This window comes from Exiguobacterium sp. s34, from assembly GCF_018617435.1.
In the GTDB taxonomy this organism is placed as follows: Bacteria; Bacillota; Bacilli; order Exiguobacteriales; family Exiguobacteriaceae; genus Exiguobacterium; species Exiguobacterium aestuarii.
The window spans coordinates 293,766-311,225 of sequence record NZ_JACSKE010000001.1; the positions used below are offsets into that span (position 1 = coordinate 293,766).

Consider the following 17,460-nt stretch of genomic DNA (forward strand, 5'->3'; position numbering starts at 1 on the left):
ATGAAACATACATTTACGATGCAAAGAGGGATTTATTTGATTGGGGGCTTCATCGCCCTCTTCGGTTTTGTTTTCATTCTGATTCGCTCAGATGTCGTCTTGAAGATTCCATTGTTCGCGGAGAGTCACCCGACATCCATCCAGTCGCAAACCGTCTCGCAAACAGACGGAGCGATTGACTCCTATTTGATTTTAGATAGTAAAGGGGATGAACTGCTCGCGACGCGTCTACAGGAGCGCTTTCGTGCGATTGGGAAGCAAAGCTCTGTCATGAACATCGAACACCTGACGTCGTTGAAGGATGAGGAGACGGTCATCGTCGCAACGGAACATCTCGATCGCTTGAAAGATCGGGACATTCTCCTGGATTACGTCGAAAATGGCGGTACCGTCTTGTTTGCGACACGTCCTTCGCCAAGTGATCGGTTGATGGAGATGTATCGCCAAATCGGTGTCATCGAAATCGGGTCGTTCGTCGAGACGACCGGTGTCCGATTGACTACCTCTTATTTTGAAGAGGATGTGGCAAAATCGTTCGACTCGGATCGTCTTTTGAACTCGTCACTCGCATTACGGATTGACCCAGATGCCAACTTACTCGCGACATCGTCACAAGACATCCCGTTACTCTGGTCAAAAGATTACGGGGCAGGCCGCTTCATCGTATTCAATGGCACGATGCTCTCCGAGTTCAACCAACAGGCCCTCCTATTTGTCGGTCTCACGCAAGGAAAACCATTGCTGCGCCCTATTTTGAATGCGGAAGTCACGACGCTTCAAGGTTTCCCGTTCTTCGCTTCGAACGAACGGCTCGTGACAAAGTCGATGACGGACCGTGACTATTTCCGGAACGTGTTCTGGGCTGACTTACAACGCCTTGGCGCCAAATACGGATTGAACTACGTCCTCGCCACGACGAGTCCCTCTTTAAATCCGACGCCGGCAACCTCTGCTTACTCGGAAGATTTGGCGCTATACGGACGAGAGACGCTACGTTCGGGCGGGGAAATCGCCGTCTCAGGTTCCTCTTTCGAAGAAATTCGCGCAACAAAGCAACAGGTTGACTATGCGTTACCGGGGCTCACCATCAAGTCGTCTTATCAAACAGATGGAGAACTTGCCCGCCAAGTGTTTGATCATGCCACGACAGAGATCGGGACGGCTAGTCTCCCGATAAAAGAGGATGCGATCATCAAGCTGCCCTCTACGCCATTTGAGTTGTCGGACCCGGACTGGACATCTTGGGCGCACTTCAATGAGCTCGTGACAAGTGGGAGTGTGTCCATGACGCTGTCCCCTCAAACGATCACTGCACAAGTAGAAGGCGAAGCGTTGATCACAGCTTTCCAATCTATGTTAGATGAACAAGGTCATGACGTTCCTTGGCTCCGCTCGATGAAAGTATCAGACGTCGCTCAAAACCATCACTTTTTCAATGGTCACGTATATGTCCGACAATCAGAAGACCTGTATACGTACACATTGGACGAAGCGGCTGGTGAGACATACTTTTATCTTCAATCCCCACGAGAAGTAACAGATGTGGACCAGTGCGAAGTCGAACGAATCGGTCCTAACTTATATCTCGTCAAAACCGAAGCATTATCCTTCTCAATCCGATTGGAGGCGAAATGATGAAAATTTGCTTGATTTCAGAAGGCGCATACCCTCACGTGACGGGTGGTGTATCGAGTTGGATCCAGTCGCTCATCACCGAGATGCCCGAGCATGAGTTCATCGTCTACTCCATCTCGGCAAAAGAAGTGAAAGGGAGTAAACCGAAATATCCCATTCCTAACAACTTGGTCGAACTGCACGAGATTCATCTCGGCGATTACGTGGACCAAAAGATTGTCAGCGGAAAACGATATGACTTGACCGATGCGGAACGGCTCGCCTTTTTGTCCCTCATGTCGGATCGCCAGACGGACTGGGACGTGTTGTTCCAGTTCTTTACGAGCGGTCGCATCGATTCGGTCATGAACTTCCTTGGCAGTAAAGACTTCTTTGATATCGTCAGCACGCTTTGCGAGAAACGGTTCGTCCAGGTTCCCTTCACTGATATGTTTTGGGCGCTCCGCTCGATGCTGTTGCCGCTGTTCGTCTGTATCGACCATAAAGTACCGGAAGCGGACGTCTATCACAGCGTCTCGACCGGTTACGCGGGCGTACTCGGCGCCCTCGCAAAGTATCAATATGGGAAACCGTTACTCTTAACGGAGCACGGGATTTATACACGAGAACGTGAAGAAGAAATCATCAAAGCCTCATGGATCAAAGGCTACTTTAAAGACGTATGGATCGATTACTTCTATAGCCTTTCCTACTGCGCTTACGGTTATGCCGATGACGTCAGCACGTTGTTCGAAGGGAACCGGGAGATTCAACTGGAGCTTGGGTGCCCGCCGGAGAAGACGTTCCTCGTCCCGAACGGCATCGATGTGACTCGTTTCTCCCCTGAGAAACGCAAGTCACGTCCTGGGGTCCATATCGGTGCCATCCTACGGGTCGTTCCGATTAAAGATATCAAGACGATGTTACAAGCGTTCGCCATCGTGCAAGAGAAGTTCGCGGAAGCGCAGTTTTATCTCATCGGACCGTTAGATGAAGACGAGGAGTATTATGAGGAATGTCTTGAACTCATCGAGATGCTCGGACTTCAGCACGTTCATTTCACAGGTCCAACAAACGTCCAAGATTACTTATCGTTTTTGGATATCCTCGTCCTCTCGAGCATCAGCGAGGGACAACCGCTCGTCATTCTTGAAGGGCTGGCGATGGAAATCCCGTTCGTCTCGACCGATGTCGGGGCTTGCCGTGAACTGTTGGAAGGTCCAAACGACCGCTACGGAAAAGCCGGCAGCGTCGTCCCGGTCATGCATTTTCATCTATTGGCGCATGAGATCATCAAATTGGTCGAACAGCCTGACATACGCCAGACGTATGGACAGAGCGGACGGGCGCGCGTCACGAATCTCTACACGTTACCGATGATGATTGATGCGTATCGTACCTATTATGAGAAAGGAGAACGTCATGGCCGGAATCGGATTTCAACTGAAGCGACTGTATGACAAATCAGGATTTTTCGGACAACTCCGTGCGTACGGCTATTCGGCCATCACGGCAGTCGGTCCGATGTTCCTCTCCATCCTGCTGATCACCGCATCGCGTGAATGGTTGCTCTACTTGAACGTCGGCGCGAGCGAAGTGAACATCTATATGGCGGCAGTCCAGTATACGTTCATCTTCTCGCAACTGTTGACGGGTGGATTTTTATTTACGATCTCACGGTTCGTAGCGGACCAGACATTTTTAGAGAAGGAAGAGAACGTGTTGTCCTCGCTATACGGACTCATCAGTTTGATCGTCGTAATCGGTCTGATGATTTCCGTGTTGTTTTATATGAGGTCTCCCCTTCCGTTCAGCTACAAACTCGTGACGTATTTGTACTTCACACAGCTGTCCGTCATCTGGATTTTGTCGATGTACGTGTCCGCCCTGAAAGACTATAAAAAAATCGTCACGAGTTATGTCCTCGGGACGTTGGTCGCGGCGTTCTTTATTTGGTTGTTGACGTCCCCGCTCGGTCATCCGACGGCAACGTCCGTGTTCATCGGACTAAATATCGGCTTCTTCGTCATTTTGATCCGATTGTTCCGCGACATCCATCATTATTTCCAAGTCAATAACCGCAACTATTTTTACTTTTTAGTGTATCTCGAGAAGTATCCGCTTCTCTTCTTGATCGGAACGGCCTACTACTTCGGTTTGTATGGTCATAACCTTGCCACTTGGTTCAGTGACCGGGCCATTGTCGTCGGAGAAACGTACTTGATGGCACCGTATTATGACACGCCGGTCTTTTATGCCTACTTGAGCGTCCTTCCATCCCTTGTCTTATTTATGGTGACGCTCGAGACGACGTTTTATACGTCATATAAAAAATATTATGGGCGGATTTTGAACGGCTATCCGTTCCAAGACATCCAAACCGCCAAGCGCGAGATGTTCCGTGTCCTTGGCTCAGAGCTCTTGTTCATGGCCCAAGTCCAGATGCTCGTCACGTTCATCTTCTTGTTCCTAGGTGTCCGTCTATTGCCATTCCTCGGCATGACGCAAAACCAAATCGACATCTTTATCATCGTCGTGCTTGGTAGCTGGTTCTTAAGTCTCGTCATCACGATTTTCTTGATTTTACTGTATTTCGACGAGCGTCGTGCTGCCATTCAACTGACTGGATTTTATGCGGTCACGAGCTTCCTTGTGACGCTCGCCCTCGTCCTGTTGTTCGATTTATATGGCGTCGGCATGTTCCTCTCCGCCATCCTCGCCTTCATGTGGGGAGTACGGTTACTCATCCGAAGTTTGAACGATATCGACTATACGACGTTCTGCTCGCAGCCGATCGTCTATCAAGAAGTGACGACAAAAACGGAGATGTTCTTACGACGCATCGGAAGTCTGTCTTAGAAGGAGTTTTCATGTATGAAGCGTTTGCCTTACCCGAGAGTGATGATCGGTCTCATCCTTCTCTTCTTCCTCTTGTTAGGAATACAAGCCTGGTTAAAAGCACCTGAATCTAGCGCGACACCGACCGAAGCAGAGGCGACGAATGAGTTCGCATCGCTCGATTCGACGTTCAAAGAAGATAAGCGCGTCTATGACAAGCATGACGGGAACAAGCTCGAGCATGTGTATGTCACCATCTTCGACCAACGTACCGTTCCGGAGAACGATTTGACCTTGTACGACCTGAATGAATCGTACAAGCAATACAGCAACCTTGAGAGCGGTCCGAAGCTATATGTCCATTTCGAGACCGGGGACGCGAAAGGACCGGACGGCATCCAACTTTTCGATGAGCAGGAAGTGAACGCGACGATTCAACTACGAGGCCGCTCGAGCCGACTCGAACCGCAAAAGTCTTATAAGATTCGCCTTCAAGACAACGCGGGCCTTTGGTACGGTCAAAGCGTCCTCAATTTGAACAAACATGCCGATGACCGGACCCGCGTCCGAAACCGACTCGCGTTTGCGTATTATGAACAGTTAGACAATATCTCCAGCTTACGAACAAACTTCGTACAGCTACACGTCCGGGATATGACCAACCCCGAGAAAGCCGATACGTTCGAAGATTACGGGCTCTATACCCACGTCGAACAATTGAACGAAGAAGCGCTCGCCGCCCGTGGGCTCAACCCCGACGGTCATTTGTATAAAGCCGAGAACTTCGAGTTCTTCCGTTACCCCGACAAACTCTTGCCGACAGACGACCCGAACTATGATAAGAAGGCGTTCGAGTCGGTGTTGAAAATCAACGGGTCTGACAATCATGACGAACTGTTGACGATGCTCGACGACTTGAACGACTTGTCGAAACCGTTCGATCAAGTGTTCGACAAATACTTTGATGAAGACAACTATCTGACCTGGCTCGGGACGAACATCTTGTTCGGGAACTACGACACGATGTCGACGAACTATTACCTGTATAGCCCGCTCAACTCGGAGAAATGGTATTTCATGCCGTGGGACTTCGACAAGGCGCTCGGACGCGATACGGAACGTACCGATGCCATGCCGAGTTGGCAACAAGGGATTCAGCGTTACTGGGGAACGCTTCTCCATCGTCGTTATTTGAAAGATCCTGAAAACGTCAAATCACTTCAGACGAAGATGACGGAACTTCAAGAAATGATCAATCCGACTCGAACGAAACAACTGATCGATGGATTTTATCCGGTCGTCTCACCACTCGTGACAAGTGAACCCGATTTACGTTTCTTGAAAATCGAAGCCGCTTCCTATGAAGCGAATTATCGGAGATTAGAAGACATCACGACGAAATACGCGACAGACTTTGAACGGTCGCTCGAACATCCGATGCCGATTTTCCTCCAGTACAGTCGAGACGGCAAACAAGATGTGTTCCGCTGGGATGCGTCATATGACCTTCAGAACGAGGAGCTGACGTATCACTTCGAATTGAGCACCTCGCCCGACTTCACGACAGTACTCAAAGAGCAAGCGAATCTGACGACGTTCTCCTACACTGTTCCGGCGCTCGCGCCAGGTCGTTATTATTGGCGTGTCACCGTCAAGGACGAGTCGGGCAACATGCAAATCCCGTTCGACTATTATCGGGACAACGACCGTAAGCTTCATTGGGGCATCCAACAAATCGTCATACCAGGAGAAGCAGAATGAAACGATTCCGACATGAGTTAAAATACTTTATCAACGAGCAAGACTACCATACGCTTCGCGAGCGCATCGCCACGATTTTACAGCAGGATGAGCACTCCGTCTCTCGTGAGGGCTACTTGATCCGAAGTCTCTACTTCGACAACGTCTACGACCACGATTTGATTCAAAAAAACAGCGGCATCTTCCGTCGGAAAAAGTTTCGGATTCGGACGTATAACTATTCGGACGCCGTCATTCGACTCGAGAAGAAGAGTCGCCAAGGCGAGTATATCTTGAAGTCGTCCGTCGCCATCACCCGGGAGGAATATGAACAGATTTTAGATTGGGAATATGACTTCTTGCTCGAGAAGACCGAGCCACTCTATCATGAGTTTTACTCGTATCTCACAGGTACGATCATGCGCCCTCGGGTCATCGTCGATTACGTACGCGAAGCCTACGTCGGTAGCCTCGGCAACGTTCGGGTCACGTTTGACAAGGAACTGAGTTTCGTCACGAACAGCGTCGACCTGTTCGAACCAAATCCGGTCTCCGAAGAAGTGCTCGATTACCCGAAGACGATCCTCGAAGTGAAGTACGACGAGTTTTTACCGGACTATATCCGACAAGTATTACAACTTCATACCCATCAGCGCTCTGCCATCTCGAAATATGTGCACTGCCGGATGGCGAGCATTCAATATCACGGATTTTAGAAAGTGAGAGCCTATGGACACAACCGTAAACTTTAACGACATTATCAAAAACAGCTTTTTAAACGAGTTCAGCTTCGGCAACCTGTCAATCATCGACGTCATGCTCGGACTGCTCACGGCTTTCCTTGCGGGGAGCTTCATCTACTTCATTTATAAGACGACCTATCGCGGTGTCCTCTATAGCCCGAGCTTCAATGCGACACTCCTCGTCATGACAATGATCACATCGCTCGTCATCATGACGATCTCGACGAACGTCGTCCTCTCACTCGGGATGGTCGGGGCACTCAGTATCGTTCGCTTCCGGACGGCGATCAAGGATCCGCTCGACGTCGTGTTCATGTTTTGGGCGATTGCGGCTGGTATTTCAAGTGGGGCTGGACTCTATTTCCTCACCCTATTCGGTGCTGCCGTCATCGGAGCGGTCATCGTCAGCCTGGCTCGTAAGAAACATACCGACACCCTTTATCTGCTCGTCATCCATTACTATGAGGACGGGAACGATGAAGTGCGACGGGAGTTGCAACAGCTCGACTATACGCTCAAGTCGAAGATTGTCCGGAAGGACGTCGTCGAATTGACGGCCGAAGTCCGTTTGAAAATCGACAACACGGCGTTCATGAACCGATTGAATGACATCGAGGAAGTGCGGGATGTCTCACTCGTTCAATACAATGGGGATTATGCTGTGTAAGACCGCGGGACCGATTGAAACATCGGTCCTTTTTGTATGCAAAAAAAGCGAAGGAGATTTCCCTTCGCTCTCACAATTGAATATTCTGCGTCGCTGTCACCGGATATTGGCCAAACGCCCACGTATGGTCCGCACGAAGTGTTGCGTCCGAGACGAGGAAATAATCCGTTCGCCCGTTCCCAGGTTGGTTCGGTACGGGATCGTTCCACGTCGTATCGAGATGATACCATTCGTTATTCACGCGGACGAGGTTCCACGCATGAAGACCGCTTGCGACTTCTCCAGAAATGTAACGCGCTTCTATTCCCGCCGCCTCTAACAACAAGAGTGTCGTCAGCGCGTAGCCTTCACACACCCCTTCCCCGTTAAATAAAATCGAGTATGGCGTATACGGGCTTGCCTGACTGTCTAGGTTGTAGGCGGTATGCGAGACGACATAGTCGTTCACGTATTTGACCTTCCCGACCTCATCTAGATCACGTGGCATGTCGCGAATCACTTCGTTCACGCGTTCTTGCACTTGTGCCGCTTCAGAAGCGGTCATGTCATAATTCAGAGTCATCTGTAAGTCGAATTTTCCGTTCTGTTCGACCCATTTCGATTCCCCGCCACGCGAGAGTCGATACACATAAATATGATGTCGTTCAATCCAATCCCAAGCATCATCCATCGTCTGTTGCATGTCTCCCGTATCCCCTGTATACGGAATTGAGAACGTCTCATCGAAACGGGTCATGTGATAAGCGATGGCGGTCCCGAGCGTCTCGGCTGAATTAATTTCATATGGCAACTTGAACGTCTTGCCGAGCACGGTCGTCTCACTTTCGACGTGCTGGGGTTCGAACCAACTCGCCATGTCCAGCGACTTCGCATCTTTGGCGACAACGTTCCCACTCACGCCGGCAATCACGAGAAAAATCATCGCAAGTATCCCTCTTCCGACAAGAGCCAAGGAAGACAACCATCCGTACTTCAACACGCGATTCAACTCATCATTGACGGCTTGTTCGAGCTCTGTCCGCTTCATCAAATTCCTTCCGTTGAGCTGAAAGACGACACCCCGATAAATGGGATCGAGTATATCAAACTGACGACCGGGATGATGTTTCGCAGCCCGTAACGCATGGCGGACCGAAAATAGTCCGGCTCTTAATCGTATATGAATCCGAAACAATTGAAAGGCACGCTTTCCTAACAGGTAACTCAGCGGTAAACAAATCAATAATACAATCGCTCCAATGATTATAGGACTCATAGATTCACCCTCACAACAGTAGTCACTTTAATTGTCATTATAAACCACTTGATCAACCAATATGTATAATAATGGTTTTTTAATTTTGTTAAAACTCTTCCCATACATGCTACATATATTTGTTGAAAGTCACGAAAAATATATAAATGTAAGCGTTGACATTTCGATTTCACTCATGCTACATTTCAATTATCAAATAACAACTGAACGGTCTCCTGCGCGGGAATGTTACCTTTAGTGGGCATAACCTGACTCGAGTCAGATGAATGACGTGATTTCACGCTCTTCATTTGACGCGGGTCAGGTTTTTTATTTGACGCAAACCAAAAATCTAATGGAAAAGGTAGGGAACGGACATGAAGTATGAACAGCTCGCACGCGACATTATCCAGCAAGTCGGCGGCAAAGAGAACGTCAACAGCGTCGTCCACTGTATCACCCGTTTGCGTTTCAAATTGAAAGACGAAAGCAAGGCTAACACAGAAGCCATCAAGAATATGGACGGTGTCGTCACCGTTATGAAGAGCGGCGGTCAGTATCAGGTCGTCATCGGGAACCACGTCCCAGACGTATATAAAGCGGTCGTCGAAGTCGGAGGATTCCAAAACCAATCACCGGTCGAAGAAGAAGGTGCACCACAAGGGTCCCTGTTCAGCCGGTTCATCGATATCATCTCTAGCATTTTCACTCCTGTCCTTGGCGTCTTGGCCGCGACCGGGATGATCAAAGGATTCAACGCCCTCTTCGTCGCCGTCGGTTGGCTGGATAATACATCCGGCACGTATCAACTGTTGAATGCGATTGGGGACTCGTTGTTCTACTTCTTCCCGATTTTCCTTGGCTATACGGCCATTAAAAAATTCGGAGGCAGTCCTTTCATCGGAATGGCGATCGGGGCGTCACTTGTTTATCCGACACTCTCGACACTCACAGCCGGTGACCCGCTCTACACCGTCTTCTCCGGAACCATGTTTGAGTCTCCGGTTCACATCACGTTCCTTGGAATCCCGGTCATCTTGATGACGTACTCGACGTCCGTCATCCCGATCATCATCGCGGCATTCTTCGCAGCGAAGCTCGAGAAGTTCTTGAAGACGGTCATTCCAGACGTCATCAAAATGTTTATCGTCCCTTTATTGACGTTGCTCATCATCGTGCCGCTCACGTTCATCTTGATTGGACCGATTGCGACATGGGCAGGTATGTTGCTCGGTAGTGCAACGGTCGCCGTGTACAATTTGAGCCCGCTGATCGCCGGAATCTTCCTTGGTGGTCTCTGGCAAGTTTTCGTCATCTTCGGTCTTCACTGGGGACTTGTTCCGGTCGCGATCAACAACTTGACGTCGCTCGGTTCGGACCCAGTGCTCGCTCTCATCTTTGCCGCTTCGTTCGCTCAAATCGGGGCCGTACTCGCTGTCTTCTTGAAAATTAAAAATCAGAAAATCAAGACACTCAGTATCCCAGCTTTTATCTCAGGGATCTTCGGGGTCACGGAACCTGCCATTTACGGGGTGACGCTTCCGCTCAAGAAACCGTTCATCATGAGTTGTATCGGTGGTGCTGTCGGTGGTGGAATTATGGGAATCATGGGCACACAAGTCTATATCATCGGGGGTCTCGGTGTCTTCGGTTACCCTTCGAACATCTCACCTGAAGGAATCACGACCGGTTTCTATGGTTCACTGATTGGAACGGCCGTTGCCTTCATTGTTGGATTCGTTTTGACGTACCTCTTCGGTGGCGTCAATAGATCAGCCGCTGCGACACCACAACCAGAAGTCACTCCGGTCGCCAAAGAAGTATCCGCGACAACAGTCGGTCAAGAACAAATCGTCAGCCCGCTCAAAGGAACTGTCGTCCGTTTAAAAGATCTCTCAGACGTCGCCTTCTCGTCCGGATCGCTCGGTCAAGGCGTCGCCATCGAACCGACGGAAGGCAAGCTCGTCGCCCCGGTTTCGGGTACGGTGTCTGCCCTATTCCCGACGCATCATGCCATCGGAATCACTACGGAATCAGGAGCTGAGATCCTCATCCATATCGGTATGGATACCGTTCAACTAGAAGGAAAGCATTTCAAAGCGCATGTCACACAAGGTGAGTTCGTCGAAAAGGGTCAACTATTGATTGAATTCGACATGGAAGCCATCAAGCATTCCGGTCGCGTGTTGACGACACCTGTGATCGTCACGAACCGAAAGGTAATTTCACCGAATCAGACATCACACGTCCAGACGGGTGATCCGATTTTCAGCATTTAATCAATCAAACGGGAGGAATTTTCCTCCCCTATCATAGAAGGGATGGATTTGATGAGTTTTCCAAAGGGATTTTTATGGGGCGGCGCGATTGCCGCAAACCAAGCGGAAGGTGCTTACTTAGAAGGTGGCAAAGGGCTGACGACGGTCGACTTGTTGCCAACCGGGAAGAAACGCTTTGATGTCATGTTCGGAGAGTTAACTTCTTTGGAGCCGGTGCCCGGTGAGTTCTATCCATCACACGAGGCAATCGACTTCTATCATCGTTATAAAGAGGATATCGCGCTATTTGCCGAGATGGGATTCAAGGCCCTTCGTCTCTCGATCGCGTGGTCACGTATCTTCCCGAATGGAGATGATGCGGAACCGAACGAGGAAGGATTGCAATTCTACGATGACGTCTTTGATGAATTGTTGAAGCATGGGATTGAGCCAGTCGTGACGATTGCGCACTTCGACGTGCCCGTCAGCCTCATTAAAAACTATGGAAGTTGGCGTAATTGTCGTGTTGTCGATTTCTTCGAGACGTATGCGACCACCCTCTTCACCCGCTACAATGGCAAGGTGAAATATTGGATGACATTCAACGAGATTAATATGCTCTTACACTTACCATTTATCGGTGCGGGAATCGTATTCGAAGATGGCGAAGACAAACAACAAGTGAAATATCAGGCGGCACACCATCAGCTCGTCGCAAGTGCCAAAGCGGTGAAGGCGGCACATGCCATCAATCCGGAACTACAGGTCGGTTGTATGCTTGCTGCCGGTCAAACGTATGCATATTCATGTAATCCCGATGATGTATTGGATGCGATGGACAAGGACCGTGAATCGTTTTTCTTCATCGACGTCCAGTCGCGTGGGGAGTATCCTGGGTATGCTAAACGCTATTTAGAAGAACAAGGTATCACGCTTCACATGGAAGACGGCGACCTCGAACTATTGAAAGAGCACACGGTCGATTACATCGGCTTCAGCTATTACGCGAGCCGGACGACGAGCACAGATCCAGAGATCAACCAGTCGACTGAAGGAAACATTTTCAGTTCATTGGAGAACCCGTTCCTCGAAAAATCGGAATGGGGCTGGACAATTGATCCGACCGGTTTCCGAATCACAGCGAACCAATTGTACGATCGCTACCAAAAACCATTATTCGTCGTCGAAAACGGACTTGGTGCTGTCGATACACCGGATACTGACGGACATGTAGAGGATGATTATCGCATCGATTATATGGCAAAACATATCGAGCAGATGCATGAGGCCATCAAGGATGGGGTCGACATCATCGGCTATACGAGCTGGGGTCCGATTGATTTAGTGAGTGCGTCGACCGGTGAGATGAAAAAGCGGTACGGCTTCATCTATGTCGACAAAGATAACGAAGGCAATGGAACGCTCACTCGGTCGAAGAAGAAAAGTTTTGATTGGTACAAGCAAGTGATTGCGACGAATGGGGCCGATGTGACATATCCTGTTAAGACTAGATAATGAGTAAACTCTAGAATTTGATAAAATATTTGTCGTAACTCTATTATTTTGATTTTCCTCTTATCACTTGAATATCTTAATTTCTACCACAGTAAAAAAAGACACTCACTTATGCTGAATTTAAGCAAAAGTGAGTGTCTTTTGAGTTCTTCACTCCACCCCAAACCGATACACCGTCCGCGAGTGATACAGCTCACCCGGTTTCAGTTCGATCGAGGTCGCGATGTCTGGATGGTTCGGGGCGTCCGGGAACGCCTGCGCCTCAAGACAAATCGCGCTATGTTTTTGTCGACCACTGAGCGTCACCGGTGTCTCTTCACTAAGGAAGTTTCCCGTATAGACGACCATGACGGGTTGATTCGTCTCGACCGTCATCGTCCGTCCGCTCACCGGGTCATGTAACTTCGTCTCCCCATCCTTTAAGATAAATGGATGATCGAGTCCACCAGCCCGTTCAATCGCCTCGTCCCCCGACGCGAGCGCCTCTCTTACCGTTTTCCCGTCTCGGAAGTCAAACGGGGTCCTACTCACATCACGCAACTCCCCAGTCGGTAACGAATCCGCATCGAGCACCCCGACCGAATCGGCTGGTAGCGTCAGCTCATGGTCATGGATGGTCGGGCGTCCCCCGAGATTGAAGTAGTTGTGATGGTTCAGGTTGACCCACGTCAGTTGGTCCGTCTCTGCTGTCATCGTGACAATCAGTTCATTGTCATCTGTCAGTTCGTATAGCACTTTGAAGAAGACGTTCCCGGGATACCCTTCCTCCCCGTCCGGGCTCACGTACGTGAACTGGATACACTGATCGTCCGCATCCATCTCCCAGTAGTGGGCCGTGATGCCTTTGTCACCACCATGGATATGATGGGGCGCCTCGCTTGGGGTCAAGGCGACGCCATCAATCTCCGCGTCACGGATCCGTCCGGCAATCCGCCCGACGACCGATCCGAGATAGACCGGGTTTTCTAAGTATTGAGAGACGTCCCCATACTTCAAGATGACCGAGTCGAGATTGCCGTCTCGGTCCGGGGCCGTCAGTTCCGTCATCGCACAGCCGTAATCGATAGCGGATAGTCTCATGCCGTTGGTGTTTTGAATCGTCGCTTGTTTCACTCGTACAACCACCTTTAGTTCGTTTTCTCTCTCATTCCCGACCTTGGTGTTCCGTACTCCACTTTATCGACATGACCGAGGAGCGAACGGACGAATGCATCAAACCGTTCCTGCCCCGCGTCCGTCTGTTTGAAGACTCCGGCGTCCTCGAGTCCTTTCACGAACTTGTCGACGACTGCCTGATCGACAATCGTTTTCGGCTCGCCCGCTTTCTTCCGTAACGTATCGGCCCATTCCTGATGCATCGCTTCGACTTCGACATCCTCGCCTGCCACATAACGGACGACTTGTTCGAGTTCCACCTTCAAGCGTGCCGGCAAGACGGCGAGACCCATCACTTCAATCAAGCCGATATTCTCACGCTTGATGTGATGCACGTCAGCATGCGGGTGGAAGATGCCGTCCGGATGCGCCTCGCTCGTCCGATTGTTCCGAAGGACGAGGTCGAGTTCATACTTCCCGTCACGTCGTCTCGCGATCGGCGTGACCGTATTATGTGGCACACCGTCTGTATACGGGATGACCTCACTCAATTCATCCTCATAGTCGCGCCAATAGCCGAGCAACTGGTTCGCCAACATGACGAGCTGCTCTTTTTGACGGGAACGGAGACGGACGACCGAGAGCGGCCAGTAGAGCGTCTCGATGTCGACTTGGTCATAGCGCTCCGAGCGATAGGTCGAGACGACTCGTGCATCGTCCATCGCAAACCGGTAGCGGCCGGCCTGGTAATGGTCGTGCGTCAAAATCGAGCCCCCGACAATCGGCAAGTCTGCGTTCGACCCGGCGAAGTAGTGCGGGAACTGCGTGATGAAGTCGAGCAGGCGCTCGAACGCACCCCGATCGATGACCATGTCCCGTACCTCGTTCGACAGTAAAATCGAGTGCTCATTGTAGTACAGATACGGTGAATATTGGAACGACCAAGGCTGTCCGCCAAGTGTGAGCGGGATGATGCGATGGTTTGCACGCGCCGGGTGTTTCAAGTGACCGCCGTATCCTTCGTTCTCAATCGCGAGTAGTCCTTTCGGATAGTTCGACGTCGGGGTCGGTTGTGTCCGGGCAAGTGCAATCTCACGTGGGTCCTTCTCCGGCTTCGATAAGTTGATCGTGATGTCGAGCGTGCCGTAGCGGGTTGGTGCCTTGTACGTGATGTTGTTCGCAATTCGCCGCGTCTGGATATAGTTTGACGCCTGGCTCATCCGATAGAAATAGTCGGTCGCTGCCGTGACGTCCGTCTCGCGGAGTTCATTGAAACGACGTGTCACTTCCGACGGCTTCGAGACGAAGATATCCATGATTTCTGCCATGAAGCGGTCTTTCTCCTCAAGGATCGGTTCGATGATGTCCATCTCCACCGCATACTCAACCAATTGCTCGAGCAACTCAGGGATCGGCATCTCCGACACGAAACGTGGGACATCAAAATCAAGCTTGTTCAGTTTTGCGAGCACACGGTTCCGCGAATAGATACGGTCCTGCTCATCAATGAGCTCTGCACGAATCGCCGCCTCAACGAGTGCCTCAATCGTCACATCGATCATCGTCTCACCTCTTTCACCTGATAACCGAACGGATGGGTCGCATGCCAGTTCCATGCGTCCGTCAAAATCGTCTCGACGTCTGAACGGGTCGGTGTCCATCCGAGGATGCGTCTCGCCTTCTCAGACGAGGCGATCAATTTGGCCGGGTCGCCGGCACGGCGTTCCCCGAGTCGGACCGGGATGTCATGTCCCGTCACGCGGCGTGCCGCCTCAATGATTTCGAGCACCGATAGACCGTTCGCCGTCCCGAGGTTGAAGACGTCACTCGCATCGTCTTCTCGTAAATAACGGAGCGCTAATATGTGCGCGTCGACGAGGTCTTGGACGTGAATATAGTCGCGAATACACGTCCCGTCTTCTGTCGCATAGTCGTCACCGAACACGGTGATCGCGTCACGCTGCCCGTTCGCCACTTGAAGGACGATTGGGACGAGATGCGTCTCCGGGTCATGGTCTTCACCGATCTCACCGGTCGCAATCGCGCCGGCGACGTTGAAGTAACGGAGTGCGACCGAGCGAATCCCATGCGCCTGGTCACACCAGCGAATCATCGACTCCATCGCAAGCTTCGTCGCCCCGTACGTATTCGTCGGATTCGTGAGCGCCGTCTCATCGATCGGCATGACCGTCTGGTCCCCATACGTCGCAGCCGTCGAGGAGAAGACGATCCGCTTCACCCCGGTATCGCGCATCGTCTCGAGAAGGATCTGTGTTCCGAAAACGTTATTGTCATAGTAGGCGAGCGGGTCCGTCATCGATTCGCCGACAAGCGAATTCGCCGCGAAATGGAGGACGTCCGTGATCGTCTCTTTTACAAACACGTCTTTCACGAACGCGCGGTCACGCAAGTCACCTTCATAAAAACGGACATCGCGCGGAATCGACTCGACATGTCCTGTCTGCAGATTGTCGAGGATGACGACGTCTTCCCCTTCTTTCAACAAGGCACGAACGGCGTGCGAACCGATATATCCGGCACCGCCAACAACGAGTACACTCATTTCACTTCCTCCTCTACGAGTTCTCGGACACCGTCCCCGACCGAGGCGATGTAACACGTCGGCGCATAGCCAATTGTCGCCACATAACGGTCCGACGTCTCTTGAATCATCTCTTCCGTCTTGTCTTGACGGACGATGGCGATGGCACAGCCACCGAATCCAGCACCTGTCATGCGGGCACCGATGACACCGTCACAGCCTTGCGCGGCTGCGACGAGCGTGTCGAGTTCAAGACCAGTCACTTCGTAATCGTCCCGGAGCGAGGCGTGCGAGGCGTTCATCAACTGACCGAACGTCTCAAGGCGTCCTTCCTGCAAGGCGGTGTAAGCGAGTTTCGTCCGCTCGTTCTCCGAGACGGCATGACGTGCCCGTTTGCGAAGTGTCTCCGGCAAGTCAATCGCGACCTGTTCGAACGCATCCATCGACAACTGTCCGAGAGCGTCCACCTCGTGTTTGGGTTGAATCAACCCGAGCGCCGTGTCGCATTCGCGTCGACGTTCGTTATATTTCGAGTCGGCGAGTTCCCGACGTTTGTTCGTGTTCATGATGACGATGTCGTACCCGTCGAGCGAGATCGGCGCATAGTCATGATGGAGCGTCTCACAATCGAGGAGCATCGCCTGTCCGGCCTTGCCCATCCCGATGGCGAACTGGTCCATGATGCCGCTGTTGACGCCGATGAACGTGTTCTCGACCCGTTGCCCGAGCCGGACAAGGTCAAGCCGTTCGAGACCGAGACCGTACACTTCATTTAACATATAAGCCGTCACGAGTTCGAGGGAGGCCGATGACGAGAGACCCGCCCCGTTCGGGATATTGCCCGCGAGGAGAAAGTCGAACCCATTGATGTCATGTCCGTCTTTACGAAGAAGCGTGACGACCCCTTTCACGTAGTTCGCCCAATCGTGGCTCGCCTCATACGCATCGTCCGTCACCGGGAACGTGACGATGCCGACCTCTTCAAAGTTGAGCGAGTAGACACGAATCACGTCGTCCTCGCGTTTTTTCACGAGACCGTACGTCCCGAACGTGATTGCACACGGGAAGACGTGCCCCCCGTTATAGTCGGTGTGCTCGCCGATCAAGTTGATGCGGCCCGGCGCGAAGAACGACCGATCCGCTGGTGCGGCGAATACCTCCTCGAATTGTTGTCTCAGCTGTTCCATGTCAAATGAAAGCATGCGGCTTCATCC

Annotated in this window: 13 protein-coding genes; 8 read left to right on the plus strand and 5 right to left on the minus strand. The window is 51.2% G+C overall.

Annotated elements, in window-relative coordinates; genetic code table 11:
• The 6 genes from KNO87_RS01435 to KNO87_RS01460 are packed head-to-tail and all read left to right on the plus strand — an operon-like array spanning position 1 to position 7,602.
• The gene (locus tag KNO87_RS01435; protein WP_214793304.1) at positions 1-1,635 is read left to right on the plus strand and encodes a DUF2194 domain-containing protein; all 1,635 of its coding nucleotides are present in this window, start codon (positions 1-3) and stop codon (positions 1,633-1,635) included.
• A complete protein-coding gene (pelF, locus tag KNO87_RS01440) occupies positions 1,635-3,074 on the plus strand; it encodes a GT4 family glycosyltransferase PelF (protein ID WP_214793301.1) in 1,440 nt (479 codons plus the stop codon). The genes KNO87_RS01435 and pelF overlap by 1 nt, the downstream gene beginning before the upstream one ends.
• Positions 3,037-4,473: an exopolysaccharide Pel transporter PelG gene (pelG, locus tag KNO87_RS01445; RefSeq protein WP_214793298.1), complete on the plus strand. Its 1,437-nt coding sequence runs from the start codon at positions 3,037-3,039 to the stop codon at positions 4,471-4,473. Before pelF ends, pelG begins: the two co-directional genes overlap by 38 nt.
• Positions 4,474-4,488: 15 nt before the next feature.
• The gene (locus KNO87_RS01450; protein WP_214793295.1) at positions 4,489-6,213 is read left to right on the plus strand and encodes a CotH kinase family protein; all 1,725 of its coding nucleotides are present in this window, start codon (positions 4,489-4,491) and stop codon (positions 6,211-6,213) included.
• On the plus strand, positions 6,210-6,908 hold the full coding sequence (locus tag KNO87_RS01455; protein WP_214793292.1) for a polyphosphate polymerase domain-containing protein: 699 nt from the start codon (positions 6,210-6,212) through the stop codon (positions 6,906-6,908). The genes KNO87_RS01450 and KNO87_RS01455 overlap by 4 nt, the downstream gene beginning before the upstream one ends.
• Before the next feature lie 13 nt (positions 6,909-6,921).
• Positions 6,922-7,602, plus strand: coding sequence for a DUF4956 domain-containing protein (locus KNO87_RS01460; RefSeq protein WP_214793289.1), 681 nt, complete (start codon positions 6,922-6,924; stop codon positions 7,600-7,602).
• A 70-nt stretch (positions 7,603-7,672) separates the two neighbouring features.
• On the opposite strand, the gene KNO87_RS01465 is transcribed toward KNO87_RS01460, so the two are convergent.
• Positions 7,673-8,857 (minus strand): transglutaminase domain-containing protein, encoded by a 1,185-nt coding sequence (locus KNO87_RS01465; protein WP_214793286.1) that lies wholly within the window; start codon positions 8,855-8,857, stop codon positions 7,673-7,675.
• Positions 8,858-9,213: 356 nt separating this feature from the next.
• On the opposite strand from KNO87_RS01465, the gene KNO87_RS01470 reads away from it, so the two are divergent.
• Both KNO87_RS01470 and KNO87_RS01475 read left to right on the plus strand, forming a co-directional pair.
• Positions 9,214-11,115 carry a beta-glucoside-specific PTS transporter subunit IIABC gene (locus KNO87_RS01470; protein WP_214793283.1) on the plus strand — a complete coding sequence of 634 codons (1,902 nt, stop codon included), beginning with the start codon at positions 9,214-9,216 and terminating at the stop codon, positions 11,113-11,115.
• A 42-nt stretch (positions 11,116-11,157) separates the two neighbouring features.
• Positions 11,158-12,609: a 6-phospho-beta-glucosidase gene (locus KNO87_RS01475; protein WP_214793280.1), complete on the plus strand. Its 1,452-nt coding sequence runs from the start codon at positions 11,158-11,160 to the stop codon at positions 12,607-12,609.
• Positions 12,610-12,759: 150 nt separating this feature from the next.
• On the opposite strand, the gene KNO87_RS01480 is transcribed toward KNO87_RS01475, so the two are convergent.
• Genes KNO87_RS01480 through KNO87_RS01495 form a run of 4 tightly spaced genes read right to left on the minus strand, consistent with a single transcriptional unit; the run spans position 12,760 to position 17,448 of the window.
• A complete protein-coding gene (locus tag KNO87_RS01480) occupies positions 12,760-13,722 on the minus strand; it encodes an aldose epimerase family protein (protein WP_214793276.1) in 963 nt (320 codons plus the stop codon).
• A gap of 14 nt (positions 13,723-13,736) precedes the next feature.
• The gene (locus tag KNO87_RS01485) at positions 13,737-15,266 is read right to left on the minus strand and encodes a UDP-glucose--hexose-1-phosphate uridylyltransferase (RefSeq protein ID WP_214793273.1); all 1,530 of its coding nucleotides are present in this window, start codon (positions 15,264-15,266) and stop codon (positions 13,737-13,739) included.
• The gene (gene galE, locus KNO87_RS01490) at positions 15,263-16,267 is read right to left on the minus strand and encodes a UDP-glucose 4-epimerase GalE (protein ID WP_214793270.1); all 1,005 of its coding nucleotides are present in this window, start codon (positions 16,265-16,267) and stop codon (positions 15,263-15,265) included. The genes KNO87_RS01485 and galE overlap by 4 nt, the downstream gene beginning before the upstream one ends.
• Complete coding sequence (locus KNO87_RS01495; RefSeq protein WP_214793266.1) at positions 16,264-17,448, minus strand: galactokinase; 1,185 nt, start codon at positions 17,446-17,448, stop codon at positions 16,264-16,266. Before KNO87_RS01495 ends, galE begins: the two co-directional genes overlap by 4 nt.
• Positions 17,449-17,460: the final 12 nt, after the last annotated feature.

Coding starts and splice junctions, on each gene's coding strand:
- KNO87_RS01460 (WP_214793289.1), top strand. CDS start 6,922: ATGGACACAACCGTAAACTTTAACGACATTATCAAAAACAGCTTTTTA.
- pelG (WP_214793298.1), top strand. CDS start 3,037: ATGGCCGGAATCGGATTTCAACTGAAGCGACTGTATGACAAATCAGGA.
- KNO87_RS01485 (WP_214793273.1), bottom strand. CDS start 15,266: ATGATCGATGTGACGATTGAGGCACTCGTTGAGGCGGCGATTCGTGCA.
- KNO87_RS01465 (WP_214793286.1), bottom strand. CDS start 8,857: ATGAGTCCTATAATCATTGGAGCGATTGTATTATTGATTTGTTTACCG.
- KNO87_RS01475 (WP_214793280.1), top strand. CDS start 11,158: ATGGATTTGATGAGTTTTCCAAAGGGATTTTTATGGGGCGGCGCGATT.
- KNO87_RS01435 (WP_214793304.1), top strand. CDS start 1: ATGAAACATACATTTACGATGCAAAGAGGGATTTATTTGATTGGGGGC.
- KNO87_RS01450 (WP_214793295.1), top strand. CDS start 4,489: ATGAAGCGTTTGCCTTACCCGAGAGTGATGATCGGTCTCATCCTTCTC.
- pelF (WP_214793301.1), top strand. CDS start 1,635: ATGAAAATTTGCTTGATTTCAGAAGGCGCATACCCTCACGTGACGGGT.
- galE (WP_214793270.1), bottom strand. CDS start 16,267: ATGAGTGTACTCGTTGTTGGCGGTGCCGGATATATCGGTTCGCACGCC.
- KNO87_RS01495 (WP_214793266.1), bottom strand. CDS start 17,448: ATGCTTTCATTTGACATGGAACAGCTGAGACAACAATTCGAGGAGGTA.
- KNO87_RS01455 (WP_214793292.1), top strand. CDS start 6,210: ATGAAACGATTCCGACATGAGTTAAAATACTTTATCAACGAGCAAGAC.
- KNO87_RS01470 (WP_214793283.1), top strand. CDS start 9,214: ATGAAGTATGAACAGCTCGCACGCGACATTATCCAGCAAGTCGGCGGC.